Here is a 21,024-nt window from a genome sequence, read left to right as displayed (position 1 = left end):
AGAGCCGACATGACCGTCTTCCCCAGCGGGGTGAGGATCGACGACTTCGAGCGGGACCTCGAACGCCTGGAGCACGCCTCCCGCTTCCACGAGACGCGGCGCAACCTCTTCGACGAGGGCCCGCACCTGATCTCCACGGCGGAACTGCCGTGGGGCGACGCCGTCCGCCGCGAGTCGGTCGAGGCGTACCGCCGGTTCGTGCACGGCGAGACCTGGATCACCGGCGGCGGGGCGCGGGAGATGGAGGCCCGCGTCGTCCGGTGGATGGGCGGGCTGCTCGGCTCGGCCGACCCGGCGGGGTTCATCACGGCGGGCGGGTCCGAGTCCAACATGTGCGCGATCCTGACCGCGAAGCAGCGGGCGGGACGGCGCGGCGGCAGCGTCGTCTTCCCCGACAACGGCCACTACTCGCTGCACAAGCTGTGCGGCATGTTCGACCTGGACGCCATCGCCGTCCCCGCCCCGGAGGGACGGCTCGACGAGGTGGACCCGGCCGCGATCGAGGCCGCGATCAGGCCGGACACGATCGCCCTCATCGCCACCGCCGGGACGTGGGCGTACGGCAGCGTCGACCCGATCGAGGCCATCGGCGAGATCGCCGAGCGGCACGGCCTCTACCTCCACGTGGACGCCGCGTTCGGCGGGTTCATCCTGCCGTTCCTGGAGCGCTCCGGATACGACCGGTCGATCCCGGCGTGGGACTTCCGCGTCCCGGCCGTCTGCTCCGTCAGCGCCGACCTGCACAAGAACGGGATGGCGCCGCCGCCCGCCGGGATGCTGCTGTTCCGCGACCCGGACCTGCTGGAGTCGGCGAAGAAGATCTGCCCGCCCAACGGCACGATGTCCGGGACGCGGGGCACCGGGCCGATCGCGGGCGCGTGGACGATGGTCGAGCTGCTCGGCGAGCCCGGTTACACGGCGGTGTCGCTGAAGAGCATGGCCATGCGGGACGAGCTGGCCGACGGCGTCCGGGGCATCGACGGGCTGCTCGTCCACCCCGGCTCGCGGATCAACATGGCGCTGGTCTTCTCCCGCACCCACGACCTGCGCCCGGTGGCGACCGGGATGCGCGCCCGCGGCTGGATGTTCGCCGCGCGGCCCGTGCCCGCGCCGCTCGGCATGGTCGTCGTGCCCATGCCGCACAACGACGGGCAGACCGGCCCGTTCGTCGACGACCTCCGGGCGGCCATGGAGCTGGCCGTCCCGCTGGACGGCGGCGTCCCGGCGGCGGCGCAGGAAAGCGTGTCCAGCTATGGCTTCTGAGCCGGTGGCGCGGGCGTCGGTCGACATCGGCGGGACGTTCACCGACCTGGTACTCGAACAGGGCCGGACGCTCCGGCTGTTCAAGTCGCCGACCGTCCCCGGCGACCCGGTCCAGGGGATCCTGGACGTCCTCGCGATGGCGGCCGAGTCCGAGGGCGAGCCGCTGGCCGACCTCCTCGGACGGGTCGAGACCTTCACCCACGCGACGACGCGCGGGCTCAACGCCGTCCTCACGGGCGGCACCGCGAAGACCGCGTTCCTCACCACCGAGGGCCATCCGGACGTCCTGCTCCTCCGCGAGGGGGGCAGGCGCGACCCGTACGACTTCACCGTCCCGTATCCCGAGCCGTACGTGCCGCGCTCCCTCACGTTCGAGGTGGGGGAACGCGTCGCGTCCGACGGGCGGGTCACGCGCCCGCTCGACCTCGCGGGCCTGGAGCGGACGTGCGACCGGCTGGTCGAGGAGGAGGTGGAGGCGGTCGCCGTCTGCCTGCTGTGGTCGACGGTCAACCCCGGCCACGAGCTGGCGGTCGGCGAGGTGCTGGAGCGGCGGCTGCCCGGCGTCCCGTACACGCTGTCGCACGCGCTCAACCCGTCGCTGCGCGAGTACCGGCGGGCGTCGTCGGCCTGCCTGGACGCGTCGTTGAAACCGCTGATGAGCGAGTACATCGGCGGGCTCACGACGCGGCTGCGCGCCGCCGGGCTGGCCGGGCGGATCCTGATGGTGACCTCGATCGGCGGGGTCGTGGACGTCGCGGACGCGGCGGCCGCGCCGATCCTGACGATCAACTCCGGCCCGTCGATGGCGCCGGTCGCGGGCCGCGCCTACGCCGCGTCCGACCTCGGCGCGGACACGGTGATCGTCGCGGACGCGGGCGGCACGACCTACGACGTCACGCTCGTCCGGGGCGGCGAGATCCCCTCGACCCGGTCGGCGTGGGTCGGCGCCGAGGGCACCGGCCACATGACCGGCCTGCCGTCGATCGACGTGAAGAGCGTCGGCGCGGGGGGCGGCAGCATCGCGTGGGTGGACGCGGGCGGACTGCTCCGCGTGGGCCCGCGGAGCGCGGGGTCGGTGCCCGGCCCGGCCTGCTACGGGCGCGGCGGCGCCCGCGCGACGGTGACCGACGCCGCGCTGGTGCTCGGCTACCTCGACCCGGCGGGCTTCTCCAGCGGCCGGATGACGCTCGACGCGGCGGCCGCCCGCGCGGCGGTGGCCCGCGAGGTCGCCGAGCCGCTCGGCTTCGACCTCGTCACGGCGGCGCACGCGGTCATCGAGCTGACCACCGAGCAGATGGTCCGCGCCATCGAGGACATCGCGTTCCAGCAGGGCATCGACCCGGCGCGGGCCGCGCTGGTCGGCGGCGGCGGCGCGGCCGGGCTGAACGCGGCGGCCGTGGCGCGGCGGCTCGGCGCCGGGCGGCTGGTGATCCCGGCGGTCGGCGCGGCGCTCGCGGCGGCGGGCGCGCTGATGTCCGACCTCACCGCCGTCCACACGGCGACCGTCCCGGTGCTGACCAGCGTGTTCGAGGCGGCGAAGGTGAACGCCGCGCTGGCCGGGCTGCGCGCCCGCGGCCGGGAGTTCGCGGTGCGGGTGGGCGCGGACCCTTCGGACGCCGTCGTCACCCTCTTCGCCGAGGCGCGGTACCCGCAGCAGATCTGGGAGCTGGAGGTGCCGCTCCGGGTGGAGTCGTTCGCGTCCGGCCGGGACGTGGACGAGTTCGCGGCGGACTTCCACGCCGTCCACCAGCAGGTCCTCGGGATCACCGACGAGCGGTCGCCGGTGGAGGTCGTGAGCTGGGGCGCCCGGGTCCGGGTGCCGCTGCGCGAGGCGGCGAGCGCCCTCGCGACCCGCGTCGGCGGCGCCGCCGAGGACACCGTGCGCCGCGCCTACGTGCCGGGGCGGGGCATGACGGACGTCCCCGTCCGGCGGCTCGCGGCCATCGCCCCCGGCGAGGTGCTGCGGGGCCCGATGCTCGTCGAGTCGCCGTTCACGACGCTGGTCGTCACCGACACGAGCGTCGCCGAGCCGGGCGCCTCCGGCTCCCTGATCATCACCCCGCCCCGCGAAGCGGCCGCCCCGGTGGCGGCCCGATCGGAGACACGATGACGATCACCAGTGACCGCGGCGGGACGGCTCCGGCGGTGCGGGACGGGGCGCGGCTGGCCGTGCTCGCCCACCGGTTCGAGGCCATCGTCCGCCGGATGTCGAACACGCTGGTCAGGTCGGGGCGGTCCGGCGTGCTGAACACCGCGCGCGACTTCTCCTGCTGCGTCCTGACCGCTCAGGGGGACGTCCTGATGACTGGCGAGAGCCCGCCGATCCACGTGATGGGCGGCCCCGACCTCCAGGCCCGCGCGCTCGCGAAGTTCTACCCGACCGTCCAGGCGGGCGACGCGTTCCTGCACAACTCGCCCTACCACGGGAACACGCACGCGGCCGACCACTCCATCCTGGTCCCGGTCGTGGACGACGCCGGGACGCACCGGTTCACGGTGCTGGCGAAGGCGCACCAGGCCGACTGCGGGAACTCCGTCCCGACCACCTACATGGCGAGCGCGCGGGACGTCTACGAGGAGGGCGCGCTGATCTTCCCGGTGGTGCGGGTGCAGCGCGACTACGCCGACTGCGAGGACGTCCTGCGGATGTGCGAGATGCGCATCCGCGTCCCGGACCAGTGGCACGGCGACTACCTCGCCGTCCTCGGCAGCGCCCGGATCGGCGAGCGGGCCCTCGGGCGGCTCGCCGCGGAGGTCGGCTGGGACGCGCTCGACTCGTTCGCGCGGGACTGGCTCGACTACGGCGAGTCCCGGATGGACGCGGCGATCAGGAGGCTGCCCGCCGGGGAGGCGGTCACGACGACCCGCCACGACCCGTTCCCGGGCGTCCCGGACGGCGTGCCGCTGCGCGCGACGGTCGCCGTGCGCCCGGACGAGGGCGTCATCGACGTCGACCTCCGCGACAACCCGGACTGCGTCCCGTCCGGGCTGAACCTCAGCGAGGCGACGTCGCGGACGGCGGCGCTGATCGGCGTGTTCAACAGCATCGACCACACGGTGCCGCACAACCAGGGCAGCTTCCGGCGGGTCCGCGTCCGCCTGCGGGAGAACTGCGTGGTCGGGATCCCCCGGCACCCGTTCAGCTGCTCGGTCGCGACGACGAACCTCGCGAACCGGGTGGGGAACATCGTCCAGCGGGCGATGGCCGAGATCGGGGACGGGATGGGCCTCGCGGAGGTCGGCAGCGGCATGTCCCCGTCCGAGGCCGTGATCTCCGGCGTGGACCGGCGGAGCGGCGCGGCGCCGTTCGTCAACCAGATCTTCACCGGTCCGAACGGCGGCGCCGCCGGGCCCGCGAGCGACGGCTGGCTGACGATGAGCGACCTCGGCAGCGGCGGGACGCTCCTGGTCGACAGCGTCGAGATCGACGAGCTCAAGCAGCCGATCATGATCCACCGCCGGTCGCTGGCGCTCGACAGCGAGGGCGCGGGACGGCACCGGGGCGCCCCCGGCCTGGACGTCGAGTACGGCCCGGTCGGCGGCGAACTGGAGGCCGTCTACGCCAACGACGGGTCGGTCAACCCGATGATGGGCGCGCGCGGCGGGCTGGCCGGGGCGCCGTCCGCGCAGTTCAAGCGGGACGCGTCCGGCGAGCTGTCCGCGCTCGACATCTGCGGCCCGGTGCGCGTCGCCGAGGGCGAGCGGCTCGTGGCCCGCACCAGCGGCGGCGGCGGGTACGGCGTCCCGCACGCGCGGGACCCGGAGGCGGTCGCGCGGGACGTCCGCGAGGGCTGGATCAGCCGGGAGCGGGCCCGGCACGTGTACCGGGTCGCGCTCGACGGCGGCGGCCGCGTCGACGCGGCGGAGACCGCGCGTATCAGGAACGTCGTCCAGGACGGCGGGAAAGGCACGGAGGAATGACCACCACGACGTCCGCCCTCGGCATCGACCGGGAGCGGCTGACCGCCCTGCTCGCCGCGGAGCGGCGGCTCTACGAGAAACGCAACCCGAGGTCGCGGGAGGCGCACGGCCGGGGCGCGCACCTGTTCGGCGGCGTGCCGATGACCTGGATGGCGAAGAGCGCGGCGGGCTTCCCCCTCTACCTTAAGAGCGCGTCCGGAGCGCGGGTCACCGACCTGGACGGGCACGAGCTGATCGACTTCTGTCTGGGCGACACGGGCGCGATGGCCGGGCACTCGCCGGCCCCGACCGTCGCGGCGGTCACCCGCCGCTACGCCGAGCTCGGCGGCGCGACCGCGATGCTGCCGACCGAGGACGCCGCCGCGGTCGCCGCCGAGCTGACCCGGCGGTTCGGCGTCGCGCGGTGGAGCTTCGCGCTGACCGCGACGGACGCGAACCGGTGGGCGCTGCGGCTGGCCCGCGCCGTCACCGGCCGGCCGCGGATCCTCGTGAACAGCTACAACTACCACGGCAGCGTGGACGAGTCGTTCGTCGTCGCGGGCGAGCACGGCGCCGAGTCCCGGCCGGGGAACGTCGGCGCGCCCTACGACGTCACCGCGACCAGCAGGGTCGCCGAGTACAACGACCTCGACGGGCTGGAGCGGCAGCTCTCCTACGGCGACGTCGCCGCCGTCCTGATGGAGCCGGCGCTGACCAACATGGGGATCGTCCTGCCGGAGCCTGGCTACCTGGAGGGCGTCCGGGACCTGACCCGCCGGGCCCGGACGCTGCTGATCAACGACGAGACGCACACGGTGTCGATGGGCGTCGGCGGCTGCACCCGCGCGTGGAACCTCGAACCGGACATCGTCACGATCGGCAAGGCCATCGGCGGCGGCGTCCCGGTCGGCGCCTACGGTCTGGACGAGGCGCTCGCCGAGCGGGTGTGGGGACGCTCCGACCTCGACCTGCTCGACACGGGCGGCGTCGGCGGCACGCTCGCCGGGAACGCGCTCTCGATGGCGGCGGCCCGCGCGACGCTGGCGGAGGTGCTCACCGAGGCGGCGTACACGCACATGACCGACCTCGCCACGCGCTACACGGCCGGGGTGCGGCGGATCATCGACGCGCACGGGCTGCCGTGGTCGGTCGTCCAGCTCGGGGCGCGGTCGGAGTACCGGTTCGCGTCGCCCGCGCCGGTCAACGGCGGCGCGTCCCAGCGGGCCGCCGACGCCGAGCTGGAGGACTACCTCCACGTCTTCCTGATCAACCGCGGGATCCTGCTGACGCCGTTCCACAACATGGCGCTCATGTGCCCGGCGACGACGCGGGACGACGTCGACGCGCACCTGGCGGTCCTCGCGGAGGCCGTCCGCACCCTGCGCGCCGCCTGAGCCTGGAAACGCCTCCGAAGACCACTCAGCGACCCCGGGGATCGATGTCGTGATCACCGGGGTCGCGCGGAGTCTCCAGTCTCGTCGGCGGATACCGTTTACGGAATTCCGCCGCTGTAGGTGACGTTGCCGAAGCGGGTGATGTTGATCCGTCCGGATTCCTGCGTCTCGAACCCGGCGGGGAAGTTCAGGATCTGGGCGCCGGCGAAGACGGTGAAATTGATCCCGGTGCTGGTGAATCCGCGGTCGCCGCCGCCGTTGTTCCAGGTGCCGCACCAGGTCTGGGTGGCCGTCACGGGCGCGATCTGCCGGTTCTTCGTGCAGTACGGGCCTTCGACGACGTAGACCTTCTTGGTGTTGTACTTGACCCGGGCCTTCACGGTGAAGGAATGGAAGGCGAAAAGCGGCCCGTAGGCGAACGTCCGCTGCACCCACATGTACTTGTACTGCGCGGGCGCCTTCGCCGTCTTGGCCCCGGCGGCCTGGGCGGTGCCCGCGGTCCCGGTGGTCCCGGTGGTGCCGGTGGTCCCGGTGGTCCCGGTCACGCTCTTCTCAGCGGACACGCGGCCGACGGTGGACGACTGGCCATCGCTTCCGGCCACCCAGGCGCCGCCCGCGACGAGCGACGTCGCCATCGCCCCGGTCGCGGCGACAACGGTCAGTTTTCTCATCTGCTCCTTCTTTCGTGGATTTCTTCAGCCGACAAGGCAGGACATGAGGTCGTCATAGGCCCACGGAGTCTGCAGGTCGGGAATGCGGGCGCCCGCCCGGAAAGTCGGGCCGGGGTCCTCCACGCAGTCGACGTCGTTCCACAGCGTCACGGTCCGTCCCGACCCGACGATCAGGGAGGTGGCCTTGTTCCGGAACGACGCAGGCGCGGTGTGCACCTGCACCGGGGAATTGAGCTTGACCTTCCACTGCGTGCCCTTGTAGTTCTTCTTCGTCCAGAGACAGACGTAACCGCGCGGGCAGGACGCGGCCGCGGCGGACACGGCCGAGACATTGCCGGCGTCGGACGATCGGCCGCCGCCGGTCCCGGCCCAGGCGCCGCCCGCGAGAAGCGTTCCCGCCAAGGCACCGGCGGAGCCGATGACAATCAGCTTTCTCCGCACTGCCCCTCCTTTCCTGAGAAGGCGAGAATGAATCGCCCATGCAATTCATCGCCGTTCAGGAAAGATATGAGCGCCCGCGGTGCCCCACTAGGGCCCTAGGGCCCCAGCGCTCTTCATAGGGGACCTATCGCCCCCTATCGCCCCCTATCGGTTCCGCGGGTCGGCGGCGCGAGTCCGCCGTCCGTGAAGGAGGGCGGCGAGGTTGAGGACGGTGAGCAGTACGAGCAGGGCGAGGGTCAGCCAGAAGCCCCACTGGAGGCCCGCCGCCCGACCCGACTGGTCGATCAGCGGGGCGCTTTCGCTCTTCGGGATCGTCGCGAACAGGGCGGACAGCAGGCCGCGCACCGAGTCCCTCAGTTCTCCGACGGCGACGAGGCCGGTCGCCGTCAGCAGGGCGATGGCCGCGGCTCCGGTGATCGCGGCGTAGAGCGGGCGGCGGCGGGCGGGACGGGTCACGGCCGTCGCCGCGCCCGCGGCCAGGGCCAGGAGGGTGGCGATCGCGAGGACGCGCGGGCCGGGCGGCCAGTCGAACTCGGACTGGTGGACCGCGATGTTCCCGCCGGTCGAGGAGAGGTCCAGGACGGAGACCATCGCCGACAGGGCGTTCACGTGCTCGGGAAGGGCCTTGTAGGACATGGCCGCGCACGGGAGGAACAGGAACGCGAGCAGGGCGAGTCCGAAGCCGACCGGCGTGACCGCCCGCGTCACCAGTCTCTCGAAGGGGGATCGGGGTGCGTCGCTCACTCGCAGCACCTTAGTCCCGGCCAGGCGGGGTATGCGGCCTTCGGACAGGCGGCCCTCGGGGGGAGGAGCGGGTGAGCCTTCCGAAGCGGTTCCTCGTCGGCCGGCCGCTCCGCAGCGGGCAGCTCGGCCGGACGCTGCTGCCCAAGAAGCTCGCGCTGCCGGTGTTCTGCAGCGACCCGCTGTCGTCCAACGCGTACGCGACGGAGGAGATCCTGCTCGCGCTCAGCCTGGGCGGGCTCGCGCTGACGCACCTCACGCCGTGGATCGCGGGCGCGGTCGTCGTCCTGCTGGTGGTGGTCGTGCTGTCCTACCGGCAGACCTGCCACGGATACCCGAACGGCGGCGGCGCCTACGTCGTCAGCCGCGAGAACCTCGGCGTCAACGCCTCGCTGGTCGCCGCCAGCGCGCTGCTCGTCGACTACGTGCTGACGGTGGCGGTGTCGGTGGCGGCGGGGGTCGCGAACCTCGCGTCCGCGCTGCCGGCGCTGGCGCCGTACTCGGTGCAGGTCTGCGTCGGGCTGGTCGCGCTGCTCGCGCTGATGAACCTGCGCGGGGTGAGGGAGTCGGGGACGGTCTTCGCCGTCCCCACCTACGGGTTCGTCGCCGTCGTCATGGCCGTGATCCTATGGGGGGTGGGCCGGGCCCTGGCGGGCGACACCCCGCACGCCGAGTCGGCACATTTCGGGATTCAGCCGTCCCACGGGACGACGGGGTGGCTGGCCGTCGCGCTGGTCCTGCGCGCGTTCTCGCAGGGCTGCACGGCGCTCACCGGGGTCGAGGCGGTCAGCAACGGCGTCCCCGGGTTCAAGCCGCCGAAGGCCGACAACGCGGCCGCCACCCTCGCGATCATGGGCGGGATCACCGTCACCGTCTTCGTGGGGATCACGGGGCTCGCCCTCATCTCGGACGTGCGGGTCGCCGCCGACCCCCGGCTGCTGACCGGGACGCCCGCGGGCTACGAGCAGAAGACCGTCATCACGCAGATCGCGGCGGCGGTGTCCGGCTCCGGTTCGATGCTGTTCTACCTGGTGGCCGGGTTCACGGCCGCGATCCTGGTGCTGGCGGCCAACACCGCCTACAACGGCTTCCCGATCCTCGCGTCCATCCTGGGCGAGGACGGCTACCTGCCGAAGCAGTTCTCCCGGCGCGGCGACCGGCTGGTGTTCAGCAACGGGATCATCATGCTCGCCGTCTTCGCGAGCATCCTGATCTGGGCGTTCAACGCCAGCACGACGCGGCTTATCCAGCTCTACATCATCGGCGTCTTCGTGTCCTTCACCCTCAGCCAGACCGGCATGGTCCGGCACTGGACGGCGCTTCTGCGGCGCGACGCCGGGCCGGGGCGGGGGCGGATCCACCGGGCCCGGCTGATCAACGCGGCCGGGGCCGTGCTGACCGCGCTGGTCCTCGCCGTCGTCCTGGTCACGAAGTTCACGCACGGGGCGTGGATCGTCGTCATCGCGATGCCGGTCGTCTTCATGACGATGAAGGCCATCCACGGCCATTACGCGCGGCTGGCCGTCGAGCTGGAACCGTCCGAGGAGGCCGTGTCGCTGCCGAGCCGCGTCCACGCCGTGGTGCTGGTCTCCAAACTCCACACCCCGGCGCTGCGCGCCATCGCCTTCGCGCGCGCGACCCAGCCGTCGACGCTCACCGCCGTGACCGTCCGGACGTCCGGGAGCGACACCGCGGAACTCGAGGAGGAATGGGCGCGGTTCGGGATTCCCGTGCCGCTGACCGTCCTCGACTCGCCCTACCGCGACATCACGGGGCCCGTCCTCGACTATGTCGGACGGATCCGCCGGAAGAGCCCCCGCGACGTCGTCTGCGTGTTCATTCCCGAATACGTCGTCAGCCATTGGTGGGAGCAGCTCCTGCACAACCAGAGCGCGCTCCGCCTCACGGCGCGCCTGCTCTTCCGGCCGGGCGTGATGGTGACGAGCGTCCCGTGGCGGCTCGGGCCCGCCGAGGAGGCCGTCAGGCGTCGAGGCCGCCCCGGTTCACGAGCTGGCTCGTGATGACGTTGCGCTGGATCTCGTTCGTGCCCTCGCCGACGATCATCAGCGGCGCGTCGCGGAAGTACCGCTCGACGTCGAACTCCGTCGAATAGCCGTAGCCGCCGTGGATGCGGACGGCGTCCAGCGCGATCTTCATGGCGGTCTCGGACGCGAACAGCTTCGCCATCCCCGCCTCCATGTCCACGCGCCGTCCCGCCTCGCCCTCCCGGGCCGCGTAGAGGGTGAGCTGGCGCGCGGCGGTCAGCGACGTGGCCATGTCGGCGAGGTAGTTGCCGACGGCCTGGTGCCGCCAGATCGGCTTTCCGAACGACTCGCGCTCCTGGGCGTAGGCGAGCGAGTCCTCCAGCGCGGCCCGGCCCACGCCGAGCGCGCGGGCGGCGACCTGGAGCCTGCCCGTCTCCAGCCCCTTCATCATCTGGGCGAAGCCCTTGCCCTCCGTCCCGCCGAGGACGGAGTCGAGCGGCGCGCGGTAGCCGTCGAAGACGATCTCGCAGCTCTCCACGCCCTTGTAGCCGAGCTTGGGCAGGTCGCGGGACACGGTGAGGCCGGGCCCGTGCTCGACGAGCAGGATCGAGACGCCCTTGTGCGCGGGTTGCGCCTCGGGGTCCGTCTTGCACATCAGGGCGATCAACTGCGAGCGCCTCGAATTGCTGATCCAGGTCTTCTGGCCGTCGACGAGATAGCCGTCCGCGTCCCTGCGGGCGACGGTGCGCATCGCCTGGAGGTCGGAGCCGCCGCCCGGCTCGGTCAGCGCCATCGTGGCGCGCACTTCGCCGGTGGCCATTCTCGGGAGATAGCGGCGCTTCTGCTCCTCCGTGCCGAAGTCGAGAAGCAGTTTCGCGACCACGGTGTGGCCGCCCATGGCCCCGGCGAGGCTCATCCAGCCGCGCGCCAGTTCCTCGGTGACCAGGACGTAACACGGCAGGGACACGGGATTCCCGCCGTATTCCTCCGGCACCGCGAGGCCGTAGATGCCGAGCCGCTTCATCTGCTCGATCAGCGCCTCGGGATAGGTGTTCGCGTGCTCCAGTTCCCGGACGACGGGCTTCACCTCGTTGTCCACGAACTCGCGCACGGTCTCGACGACGAAGCGCTCGTCGGAGGACAGGATGTCCAGTGTGCTCATTGTCGTTCCTCTGTCGTCAGATCGCGCCGTCGGCGCGCAGTGCCTCGATGTCGGCGGCGGTGCGTCCCAGTTCGGTCAGGATCCGCTCGGTGTGCTCCCCCGCCGCGGGCACCGGGTCCATTCGCGGGCGGACACCGGAAATGTCGGCGGGCGGTTCGAGCATCGGCACGACGGCGCCGGGAATCGCGACGTCGTGCCAGCGTCCGCGTTCGGCGAGCACCTTGTGCGCGACGAACTCGTGGACGTCGTTGACCCCGGCGTTGGCGATTCCCGCCTCGTCCAGCGTCCGCATGATCTCGGCGCTCCCGGACCGCCCGAACCGTTCGGCGACGACGGCGTTCAGCTCGTCCCGGTGGGCGACCCGCGCCGATCCGGTGGCGAAACGCGGATCGTCCACGAGGTCCGGACGTTCGAGGAACCGCTCGCACAACGCGGCCCACTCCCGCTCGTTCTGGACGGAGAACAGCACCTGCCCGCCGTCGCCCGCCGTATAGGCGCCGTAAGGAGCGATCGTCGCGTGCTGCGTGCCGATCCGCTGCGGCGGCACCCCGCCGTACCGCGTGTAGTAGGCGGGCTGGCTCATCCATTCCCCGAGGGCCTCGAAAAGCGACACCTCCACCGCCCGCGCCGTTCCGGTGGTCGCGCGGGTGTAGAGCGCGGTGAGGATTCCCGAATAGGCGTACATTCCCGCCGCGATGTCGGCGACCGACACCCCGACGCGCGCGGTCTCCTCGGCGGTGCCCGTCAGCGAGACCAGCCCGGTCTGGCACTGGACGAGCAGGTCGTACGCCTTGCGGTCGGCCCACGGGCCGGACGTCCCGTACCCGGAGATCGTGCACGGGATCAACGACGGATACCGGGCGGAAAGCGACGCGACGTCCAGTCCCAGTCGGGCGGCCGCGCCGGGGGCGAGGTTCTGCACGAACACGTCGGCCCCGGCGAGCAGTTCCTCCAGGACCTCGCGCCCGCCCGGGGATTTCACGTCCAGGGTCAGCGATTCCTTGGACCGGTTGAGCCACACGAAATAGCTGGACTGCCCGTGCACGGTCGTGTCGTACCGGCGCGCGAAGTCGCCGCCGCCGGGCCGCTCCACCTTGATCACGCGCGCGCCGAGATCAGCGAGTTGGCGGGTGGCGAACGGCGCGGCCACGGCCTGCTCAAGGCTCACGACGGTGACCCCCGAAAGCGGATGCTCATACATGCGGTGACTTCCTCCTCGCGCGGTGCCATCATCATCGTCCGTAATGTGGAGCCGAGTAAAATACCGATTACTGATGTCTTCATGCCGGGTACGGATGGAATGGGGGGAGGACCAGTGGACGTCAAACAGCTCAAGGCGCTCGTGACGGTGGCCGAGACCGGGAGCGTGACCCGGGCGGCGGAGCTGCTGCACCTCGTCCAACCGGCGGTGACCAGGCAGATCCGCGCGCTGGAGCGGGACCTCGGCGTCCCGCTGTTCGAGCGGACGCGGCAGGGCATGCGCCTCACCGACGCCGGGGAGATCCTGCTCGAACGCGCCAGGCGCGCCCTCACCGAGCTGGAGCGGGCCCGCGCGGAGATCCAGCCGGCGCCCGGACAGGTCACCGGGATCGTGACCGTCGGGCTGCTCGACAGCGCCAGCGACCTGCTCGCCGAGCCGCTCGTGTCCGCCATCGCCCGCGACCATCCGGGCATCGAGCTGCGCGTCCTCACCGCGTACTCGGGGCACCTCCAGCAGTGGCTGGACGACGGCGACCTCGACCTCACCCTGCTGTACGACCTGGCCGGGACGCCGTCGCTGAACGTCCGCCCGCTGGTGCGGGAGAAGCTGTGGGCGGTCGCGCCGCCGGCCGCCGGGCTCCGCGCCGCCGATCCGGTGCCGTTCGCGGAGGTCGCGGCGCAGCCGCTGGTGATGCCCGCGTCCGGGCACGGGCTGCGGGCGCTGATCGACGCGGCCGCCGCCCGCGCCGGGACGGCGGTGGCCATCGCCGCGCAGACCAATTCCATGCACGTCCAGAAACGGCTCGTGCGGGCCGGGCACGGCTGGACCATCCTCCCCGGCGTCGGCATCGCCGAGGACGTCGCCGACGGCTCCCTCAGCGCGGCGCCGTTGTGCGACCCGACGCTGTGGCGCTCCATCGTGCTCGGCACGCCCCGGACGGGACGAAGGGCGCCCGCCACCGATGTCGTCGTCACCGAACTGACCCGCCAGGTCGAGTCGGCCCTGAGCCGGGGGCAATGGCCTTCCGCGGAGCTGACCGGGAACGACGCCTAGATACCCGCGAACGCCTTCCGCACCTCATCGGTCCCGGCGCCGTTGGCGAGCAGCAGGCTCAGCAGGACTCGCGCCTTCGGGCCGGTCAGGAATCCGGCCGGGACGAGCCCGCGCGCGATGAGGTCGCGCTCGGATCCGGGGAACCCGTACGTGGCGTGGAGCACGTCGCCGCCGCCCGTCCGCGAGGCGAGCACGACGGGGATCGACGCGGCCAGCCGCTCCAGCGCCGGAACGGTCCACGAGGGGACGTGCCCGCCGCCGAACGACTCCACGACGAGACCCGCGTAGCCGAGCGCGCCGACCTGCTCGATGAGCCGGTCGTCCCCGCCGAGGGACATCGTCAGCAGCGCCACCGGCGGCACCGGCCCCGGCGGGAGCGGCACGCCGGACGGCCGCTCCGTCCGCGCCGCGATCCGCGTCCGGTCCTCGACCAGCCAGCCGACCGGCCCGGCGGGCGCCGAGCGGAAGGCGGCGGGGCTGCTCGTGTGGGTCTTGGCGACGAACCGCGCCGCGTGGATCTCGTCGTTGAGCACGACCAGCGCGCCGAGCCCGCGCGCCTCGGGCGACGCCGCGACCCGGACGGCCGCGCGCAGGTTCGCGGGCCCGTCCGGGCCCGCCAGCGTCGGGTTGCGCATGGCGCCGGTCACGACGACCGGGTTCGGCGCGCCGACCAGCAGGTCCAGGACGAACGAGGTCTCCTCGATCGTGTCGGTGCCCTGGACGACCACCGCGCCCGCCGCGCCCGCCTCGAACCGCGCGCCGATCTCCGCCGCGAGCGCGACGAGGTCGCCGAAGGCGAGGTCGCCGGACGCGGTCCGCCGGAACGCCACCGGTTCCAGTTCGGCGAAGCCGTCCAGTCCGGGGACGCCCGCGAGCAGTTCCTCGGCGTTGAGCCGGGGCGTGACCCCGGCGGCGGTCCCCTGCGCGTTCGTCGACGCGATCGTCCCGCCGAGAGAGAACACCGTCACGAGGGGACGGTCCCCCGCGGTCACCATTCCGGAGTGGCGGGCAGGTCGCTGACGAACTGGTTGAGCGCGGCCTCCATCGTCCATTCCATTCCGCGCCGCAGCGCCTCCTGCGCCGCCTTGGCGTCGCGCCGTTCCACGGCCGCGTGCACCTCCTCCATGGTGGCCGCCGCGCGGTTGATCCGCTCCCCGCCGACGAGCATGAGCCGGCTGTACCGGGCGGACCGCACGTACACCGTGTCCAGGCTGTTCAACATCTGCGGACGATCGGCGAGCGAATAGAGGTAGCGGCGGTAGTTCCAGCTGTGCCCAACGTACTCCGGCCATTCCGCCTGGCTGTGCGCGGCGTGCTGGATCTTCTCAAGGGCGCCGCGCAGGTACTCGATGTCGTGGTCCTGCACCTGCTCCACGGCCCGCCGGGTGAGCCACCATTCGAGGCTCACCCGGATCGTCCAGACCTCCTCGAACTCCTCAAGGCTCATCGGCGCCACCCGCATGCCGGAATGGGGACGGCTGACCACCAGCCCGGCGGCGGCCAACTCGATCAGCGCCACCCGCACCGGCGTGATGCTCACCCCGAAATGCGCGGCGAGCTGGCGCAGCGGCAGGTGCGCCCCGGGCGCGAGGTCGCCCTCCGCGATCAGCCGGCGCAGTTCCTGCGCGATGCGCTGCTCGACCGTCTCGGTGACCTGCGGCTGGCTCCCGGCGTCGCTCGGCAGCTCCAACTTGATCGCCCGCGACGACCGGTCGGACGGCGACGCCTTCGCCCCCGAGGGCGGCTCGCTGGTCATTCTCTCCTCCTACGGTGGGGGTGCGGCTGACGCGGATCATGGCAGATGCGCCGTATCCGCGGGCAGCGGATGCCCGGGGTCAGCCGGTGTCGCCGGACCGGAACACGAAACGCTTGATGACCTCGGCCGCCCGCTCCGGCTGCTCCAGCACGAGGTAATGGCCGCACTTCTCCAGGATGTGCAGTTCCGCGTCCGGAACGATTTTCACGGCGGTGTCGAAGCCGACGCCGCTCTCCGCCGGGACGGGCGGCGTCATCTGGTCCTCGTCCCCGCCGAGCAGGAGGGTCCTGGGCAGCCGGGGCAGCAGGTCCGACAGGTCCATGGCCTCCAGGCTCTCGGTTCCGGCGACGAACGACTCGGGGTCGTTGGAGCCCATCGCGGTGCGCAGCCGGTCCAGGATCTCGGTGGCGTCCGGACGGTCGTAGAAGCTCCGCGAGAACCCGGCGGCGGCCGTCTGGTCGGCGGCCTGCACCATTCCGCTGTCCATCGCGCCGCGCTTCCAGGTGTGCCGCATGTGCCGCGCCGCGTTGTCGTAGCGGAAGAGGCAGCACGACAGGACGAGGTCTTTCAGCGCCTCGGGGTGGTCGGCGGCGAGCCTGGTCGCGACCACGGCGCCCATCGACGTGCCGTGCACGTACGCGGGGCCGCCGATCAGCCGCTCGATGAACTCGGCGACGTAACCCGCCCATTCCGCGACGCCGAGCGGGCCGTTGGCGGTGCTCTGCCCGTAGCCGGGCAGGTCCAGGTCGATCACGTCGAAGGAGTCGACGAGATGCGGGGTCAGCATCGCGAAGTTGCGGTAGCCGAAACCGCTTCCGTGAATGTCGACGATCGTCGGTCCGGTCCCCTGCCGCTGGTACCAGACGACCGACCCGTCACCCAATTCGAGCGTTGCCACGCTTACCTCCCGTACTCGTCGTGTCGAAGGCCGCCGGACGTCATTCGCCGCCGCCGTCGCGGAGCCGGTCCAGCGTCTCCGCGAAACCGTCGCGGAGCGGGGTCAGCCGGTGCTCGTCCCCGGCGAGTTTCTCGAAGGCGGTCACGCTGAACCGGTACGGGAATCCGAGCCGGCCCGGCTCGGTGCCGATGGTCGCCTCCGGCCGGAGTTCCCGGACGAGGTCCACCGCCTCCCGCATGCTCGCGACCGTCCCCGGCAGGTTGTAGATGCCCTGGTCGGTCTCGTCGCGGCCGTTGACCAGGATGAACGCCCGCGCGACGTCCCGGACGTACTGCCACGAGAAGACGTCGTCCCCGAACGGCACCACCGCGTCCTCGCCGCGCGCCGGACGGTCGAACAAATGCTCCGTGAAAAGCCCCTCGCCGCGTTCCTTGCCCTGCCCGTACACCAATCCGATGCGGAGCCCGACGGTGTTGAGGCCGTACCGCTCCCGGTAGGCGAGCGAAATCCCCTCGGCATAGGACTTGGTGGTGCCGTACACGTTGTCGGGGCAATGGCGGCTCGACTCGGTGAACTCCTCCGAATCGTCGTCGGCCTGCGTCTGGTGGCCGAACACCGCCATCGAACTCGCCCACGTGAAATTGGTGACGCCGCACAGCAGCGCGACCTCCATCAGGTTCTGCGTCCCGATGACGTTCACTTCGAGCGCGTGGTACGGGTCGTCCTGCGACGCCGGGGCGAGCAGCGACGCCAGGTGGATGATCCGGTCGACCCGGTGCTCGCGGGCGACGCGCGCCAACTGCCTGAGGTCCCGGACATCGCCCTGAACCGCGCTCAGCCGGGGGGACCGCGGCAGCCCGGCGGCGGGCGCGTGGTCGAGCGCGACGACCTCGGCCCCCGCCGAGACCAACTCGCGCACCGCGTACCTGCCGACGAAGCCGGACGCACCCGTGACCAGGGTCGTCATCGAATCAGACCTTTCTGTCGCGGGGGAGCCGCCGTGAGCGCGGCACGCGCGCCCGCGACTCCCCCTGTGTCTCGTTCCAGCACCGGCGCCGAGGCGCCGCTCACGGCCCGCCGAGCGTCCGCGCGGAGAACCGGCCGCCGAACCGCCGCAGCAGCCGGACGAACAGCCGGTCCGCGCAGAGCCCGAGCGCGCCGAGGACGATCAGCGCCGCGAACACCCCGCGCACGTCGGTGTTCGCCGTCCCCTCGGTGATCAGGACCCCGAGCCCGGACTCGGCGCCGAGCATCTCGGCGGTGACGACCGTCATGAACGCGTTCCCCATCGCGATGCGCACGCCGGAGAAGATGTAGGGCAGGCTCGCGGGCAGCCGCACGGCGAAGAACACCCGGACCGGGCCCGCCCCGTAGGTGCGCGCCATCCGCACCATGTTCTTCGGCACCGCCTTCACCCCGGCCGCCGTGTTCACCGCGACCACGAACACCGACGTGTAGACGATCAGCGCGACCTTGGACGTCTCCCCCGCGCCGAGCCACAGCAGCGCCGGAGCGAACCAGGCCAGCGGCGGGATGAACCGGAACACGTTGATGAACGGCTCGAACAGCGCCTCAAGCACCCGGCTCGACCCGGACAGCAGCCCCAGCAGGACGCCCGCGAGCGACCCGATGGCGAGACCGGACAGGACGCGACCGATGCTGGCGACCGCCGCGTCCGGGATGTCCCCGCCGGTCAGGCCGTCGAGCAGGGTGGACCCCGTCTCCGCCGGTCCGGGGAACAGCAGCGGCTTGCCGTAGGCGCGGGCGACCAGCTCCCAGCAGACGAGGATCACGAGGATCCCGGCGACGGCGACGGGCGCCCGGCGGAGCGCGGCCCGCCGCGCCGGGTTAGCCAGGACCCTGCGGGTCCCGGCCCGCGTGGTGGTCGTGCTCACGTGTTCACCTGCCCGGCGTAGAAGCGGGCGAGGCCGCGGTGGGCGGCGACGCTGAAGATCTTGTCGAACACCAGCCCGGCGGCGCCGAGGAGGATGATCCCGGCGAACATCGTGGCGGTGTCGAAGAAGATGCGGGAGTTGTAGATCAGGTAGCCGATGCCGTCCTTGCCCGCGACCATCTCCGCCGCGACGACGCTCATGAACGAGTAGCCGAGCGACAGCCGCATGCCGGTGACGATGTAGGGCACGGCGCTCGGGACGATGATCGACCGGTAGATGCGCAGCCGGGACGCCCCGAACGTGCGCGCCATCCGCACCTTGTTGACCGGCACCTGGGCCAGCCCCGCCAGCGTGTTGATGGTGACCGGGAAGACCGTCGCGTACACGACGATGAACCGCAGCGACCCCTCGCCCACGCCGAGCCAGATGGTGGCGGGGACGATCCACGCCACCGGCGTCACCGACCGGAGGAAGTGGACGACCGGTTCGAGCGTCAGCGCGACGCTCCGCACGCTCCCGATCAGGCTGCCGATCACGACGCCGAGCGCGCTGCCGAGCGCGAACCCGACGATGACCCGGCGCAGCGTGATGACCAACTGGTGCCGCTGGTCCCCCTCGGACAGCACGTCGCGAAGCGCCGACAGGCTGGTCCCCGGCGTGGGGAAGACGAGCAGGTTGTCCTTCCACAGCGCCGCGACGTGCCAGGCGGCCACCGCGATCAGCACGGCGAGGACGTTCAGCCCGAGGCGCTGCCAGCGCCAGCGCCGCGCCGCCGCCGGACTCACCGCGCCTCCCCTACGGGCGGACGCGACTTCGCCGCGGTCACCGCGTCCTCGACCCGCTGGTACAGGTCGGCGAACTCGGCGGCGCCGCGGTGGCGCGGGCGCGGCAGCGGGTTGTCCATCACCGTCTGGAGCCGCGCCTCCGGGCCGGACGTCATCACGCCGATCCGGTCGCCGAGGATGAGCGCCTCGGAGATGTCGTGCGTGATGAACAGGACGGTCCGCTGCGACCGCTCCCACAGCCCGGCGAGCGCGTCCTGAAGGTTCGTGCGGGTCTGCGCGTCGAGGGCGCCGAACGGCTCGTCCATCAGCAGGACGGGCGCGTCCACCACCAGGGCGCGGGCGATCTGGACGCGCTGCTTCATCCCGCCCGACAGCTCGTGCGGGAACTTGCCCTGCTGCCCGGCCAGCTCGACCGTCTCCAGCGCGCGTCGCACGCGTTTCGTCCGCTCGGCGGCGGGGACGCGCAGCGCGCGCAGCCCGAACTCGACGTTGTGCCGGACGTTGAGCCATCCGAGCAGCGAGTCGTCGCCCTGGAAGATGACGGCGCGGTCGGGTCCGGGGCCGCTGACCGGTGTGCCGTCCACGGTGATCGAGCCCGTGGTCGGCCGCTCGAACCCGGCGACCTGGTTCATGATCGTCGTCTTGCCGCAGCCGCTCGGCCCGAGCAGGACGAAGAACTCCCCGCGCCGCAGCGTCAGGCTGACGTCCCGCAGGATCGGCTGCGGGCTGCCGGGATAGGAGAAGGAGACGCCGTCGATGACGACGAATCCCTCGTCGGACGAACGCGGCTGCGAGCCCGTGGTCGGTTGCGTCATGCCGTCCTCTCCTCTGGGTCGTTGGGGGCGTGCGCGTTCATGGGCGCGCTCATGGGCGGCCTCATGGGCGCAGCGCGGTGGTCAGCCGTTCGCCGGTGAGGGCGACGTGCGCGTCCGGGTCGGGGACGGTCGTGCTCAGCACCGCGCCGTCGATCCCGCTCTCCCGCTGGAACTCGCGGAGGCGCTCGGCGACCGCGCCCGGCGTGCCGACCGCCGCGAAACGCTCGAACAGGTACGCCTCTTCTTCGGGGTGGTCGGCGAGCAGCCGCTCGTTCGCGCCGTCCGCCTTGGCGTGCGCGGCGAAGTCGTAGCGGGCGAACGCCTGCTCAAGGCCCGGACGCAGCCGGGACGGGACGTCCCGCCCGGCCATGTCGACGCCGATCGCGTGCCGCGCCACCGCGAGGACCGAGGCGCGGACGGCCGCGCGGGCCCGCGCCACCTCGTCCTCGCGCTCCACCAGGTGGCCGATCAGGAAGACCCGCGCGGTCAGCGGCCGGGGCCCGGCCGCCGCGATGAGCCGCCGCGTCCACGGCACGGACAGCCCGCCGCCCAGCACCAGCCCGTCGACGCCTTCGGCGGACGCGGCCGAGGCCGCCTTCGGCCCGCTCGCCGCGAGTTCCAGCGTCACCCCGGCGGGGGCGACGGCGCGGATCGTCTCCAGCGCGCGGGCCGCCTCCCCGGCCTTGGCCGGACGCAGGCCGACGCTGTGGACGGCCGAGTCGCCGGTGCCCATCGCGACCGCGATCCGCTCCGGCGAGTACAGCGCCGCGAGCGCCGCGACGTCCGCCGCGTGGACGGACGGGTGCCGCGTCACCGGGTTGGTGACGAACGGCCCGACCGTGATCCGCGACGTCCGGGACAGGATCAGCTGCACGGTGGGGTACATCGCGCCGAACAGGTGCGAGGAGTCCGCCACCCCGAACCGCGCGATCCCGGTGCTCTCGGCGATCTGGGCGAGGCGCAGCGCGCGGGACGGCGACACCGGCAGGTGTGAGATCCCGATTTCCACGGCGTGCCTCCACGTGGCCGATCGATGGACAAGGGCTGAGCGATGGACAGGGCTG

Annotated in this window: 19 protein-coding genes; 6 read left to right on the top strand and 13 right to left on the bottom strand. The window is 72.4% G+C overall.

The window, feature by feature from the left end; all coding sequences use genetic code 11:
* The first annotated feature begins 9 nt into the window (after window positions 1–9).
* From ACH01S_RS16620 to ACH01S_RS16605, 4 genes are read left to right on the top strand one after another with little or no spacing between them, the layout of a single operon-like run.
* Window positions 10–1,263, top strand: a complete 1,254-nt coding sequence (locus tag ACH01S_RS16620) for an aminotransferase class V-fold PLP-dependent enzyme (protein WP_067892113.1) — start codon at window positions 10–12, stop codon at window positions 1,261–1,263.
* Window positions 1,253–3,373: a hydantoinase/oxoprolinase family protein gene (locus ACH01S_RS16615; protein ID WP_067892111.1), complete on the top strand. Its 2,121-nt coding sequence runs from the start codon at window positions 1,253–1,255 to the stop codon at window positions 3,371–3,373. Before ACH01S_RS16620 ends, ACH01S_RS16615 begins: the two co-directional genes overlap by 11 nt.
* The gene (locus tag ACH01S_RS16610) at window positions 3,370–5,184 is read left to right on the top strand and encodes a hydantoinase B/oxoprolinase family protein (RefSeq protein WP_067892109.1); all 1,815 of its coding nucleotides are present in this window, start codon (window positions 3,370–3,372) and stop codon (window positions 5,182–5,184) included. The genes ACH01S_RS16615 and ACH01S_RS16610 overlap by 4 nt, the downstream gene beginning before the upstream one ends.
* Window positions 5,181–6,557 carry a transaminase gene (locus tag ACH01S_RS16605; protein WP_067892108.1) on the top strand — a complete coding sequence of 459 codons (1,377 nt, stop codon included), beginning with the start codon at window positions 5,181–5,183 and terminating at the stop codon, window positions 6,555–6,557. Before ACH01S_RS16610 ends, ACH01S_RS16605 begins: the two co-directional genes overlap by 4 nt.
* A 98-nt stretch (window positions 6,558–6,655) precedes the next feature.
* On the opposite strand, the gene ACH01S_RS16600 is transcribed toward ACH01S_RS16605, so the two are convergent.
* From ACH01S_RS16600 to ACH01S_RS16590, 3 genes are all read right to left on the bottom strand, one after another.
* Window positions 6,656–7,228: a hypothetical protein gene (locus ACH01S_RS16600; RefSeq protein ID WP_067892105.1), complete on the bottom strand. Its 573-nt coding sequence runs from the start codon at window positions 7,226–7,228 to the stop codon at window positions 6,656–6,658.
* Between the two features lie 24 nt (window positions 7,229–7,252).
* Entirely contained in the window at window positions 7,253–7,669 is a 417-nt protein-coding gene (locus ACH01S_RS16595; RefSeq protein ID WP_169809281.1) for a peptidase inhibitor family I36 protein, read from the bottom strand.
* 144 nt (window positions 7,670–7,813) lie between these two features.
* Window positions 7,814–8,413, bottom strand: a complete 600-nt coding sequence (locus ACH01S_RS16590) for a hypothetical protein (RefSeq protein WP_157406289.1) — start codon at window positions 8,411–8,413, stop codon at window positions 7,814–7,816.
* A 71-nt stretch (window positions 8,414–8,484) separates the two neighbouring features.
* Here ACH01S_RS16590 and ACH01S_RS16585 point away from each other — a divergent pair, with 71 nt between their 5' ends.
* The gene (locus tag ACH01S_RS16585; protein WP_067892099.1) at window positions 8,485–10,431 is read left to right on the top strand and encodes an APC family permease; all 1,947 of its coding nucleotides are present in this window, start codon (window positions 8,485–8,487) and stop codon (window positions 10,429–10,431) included.
* Here the strand turns inward: ACH01S_RS16585 and ACH01S_RS16580 are convergent.
* Both ACH01S_RS16580 and ACH01S_RS16575 read right to left on the bottom strand, forming a co-directional pair.
* Window positions 10,391–11,557 (bottom strand): acyl-CoA dehydrogenase family protein, encoded by a 1,167-nt coding sequence (locus ACH01S_RS16580; RefSeq protein WP_067892097.1) that lies wholly within the window; start codon window positions 11,555–11,557, stop codon window positions 10,391–10,393. The genes ACH01S_RS16585 and ACH01S_RS16580 overlap by 41 nt on opposite strands.
* 16 nt (window positions 11,558–11,573) lie before the next feature.
* The gene (locus ACH01S_RS16575; RefSeq protein WP_067892095.1) at window positions 11,574–12,758 is read right to left on the bottom strand and encodes a CaiB/BaiF CoA transferase family protein; all 1,185 of its coding nucleotides are present in this window, start codon (window positions 12,756–12,758) and stop codon (window positions 11,574–11,576) included.
* 114 nt (window positions 12,759–12,872) lie between these two features.
* Between ACH01S_RS16575 and ACH01S_RS16570 the strand changes: the two genes are divergently transcribed.
* Window positions 12,873–13,811, top strand: coding sequence for a LysR family transcriptional regulator (locus tag ACH01S_RS16570; protein WP_067892093.1), 939 nt, complete (start codon window positions 12,873–12,875; stop codon window positions 13,809–13,811).
* Here the strand turns inward: ACH01S_RS16570 and ACH01S_RS16565 are convergent.
* From ACH01S_RS16565 to ACH01S_RS16530, 8 genes are all read right to left on the bottom strand, one after another.
* Window positions 13,808–14,779: an asparaginase gene (locus ACH01S_RS16565; RefSeq protein WP_218010283.1), complete on the bottom strand. Its 972-nt coding sequence runs from the start codon at window positions 14,777–14,779 to the stop codon at window positions 13,808–13,810. The genes ACH01S_RS16570 and ACH01S_RS16565 overlap by 4 nt on opposite strands.
* 20 nt (window positions 14,780–14,799) lie before the next feature.
* Window positions 14,800–15,567: a GntR family transcriptional regulator gene (locus ACH01S_RS16560; RefSeq protein ID WP_067892089.1), complete on the bottom strand. Its 768-nt coding sequence runs from the start codon at window positions 15,565–15,567 to the stop codon at window positions 14,800–14,802.
* 79 nt (window positions 15,568–15,646) lie between these two features.
* Window positions 15,647–16,465, bottom strand: a complete 819-nt coding sequence (locus ACH01S_RS16555) for an alpha/beta fold hydrolase (protein WP_083980764.1) — start codon at window positions 16,463–16,465, stop codon at window positions 15,647–15,649.
* A 40-nt stretch (window positions 16,466–16,505) separates the two neighbouring features.
* Window positions 16,506–17,432, bottom strand: coding sequence for an NAD-dependent epimerase/dehydratase family protein (locus tag ACH01S_RS16550; protein WP_067892085.1), 927 nt, complete (start codon window positions 17,430–17,432; stop codon window positions 16,506–16,508).
* 100 nt (window positions 17,433–17,532) lie between these two features.
* Window positions 17,533–18,360 carry an ABC transporter permease gene (locus tag ACH01S_RS16545; protein WP_067892084.1) on the bottom strand — a complete coding sequence of 276 codons (828 nt, stop codon included), beginning with the start codon at window positions 18,358–18,360 and terminating at the stop codon, window positions 17,533–17,535.
* Window positions 18,357–19,145, bottom strand: coding sequence for an ABC transporter permease (locus ACH01S_RS16540; RefSeq protein ID WP_067892082.1), 789 nt, complete (start codon window positions 19,143–19,145; stop codon window positions 18,357–18,359). The genes ACH01S_RS16545 and ACH01S_RS16540 overlap by 4 nt, the downstream gene beginning before the upstream one ends.
* The gene (locus ACH01S_RS16535) at window positions 19,142–19,960 is read right to left on the bottom strand and encodes an ABC transporter ATP-binding protein (protein ID WP_067892080.1); all 819 of its coding nucleotides are present in this window, start codon (window positions 19,958–19,960) and stop codon (window positions 19,142–19,144) included. Before ACH01S_RS16535 ends, ACH01S_RS16540 begins: the two co-directional genes overlap by 4 nt.
* A gap of 61 nt (window positions 19,961–20,021) precedes the next feature.
* Window positions 20,022–20,969 carry an LLM class flavin-dependent oxidoreductase gene (locus ACH01S_RS16530; protein WP_067892078.1) on the bottom strand — a complete coding sequence of 316 codons (948 nt, stop codon included), beginning with the start codon at window positions 20,967–20,969 and terminating at the stop codon, window positions 20,022–20,024.
* Window positions 20,970–21,024 lie beyond the last annotated feature (55 nt).

Origin of the sequence: Actinomadura chibensis NBRC 106107 (assembly GCF_001552135.1) — a bacterium.
In the GTDB taxonomy this organism is placed as follows: Bacteria; Actinomycetota; Actinomycetes; order Streptosporangiales; family Streptosporangiaceae; genus Spirillospora; species Spirillospora chibensis.
Note: the sequence above shows the minus strand (reverse complement) of the source record. Positions and strands in the feature narration are given on the sequence as shown.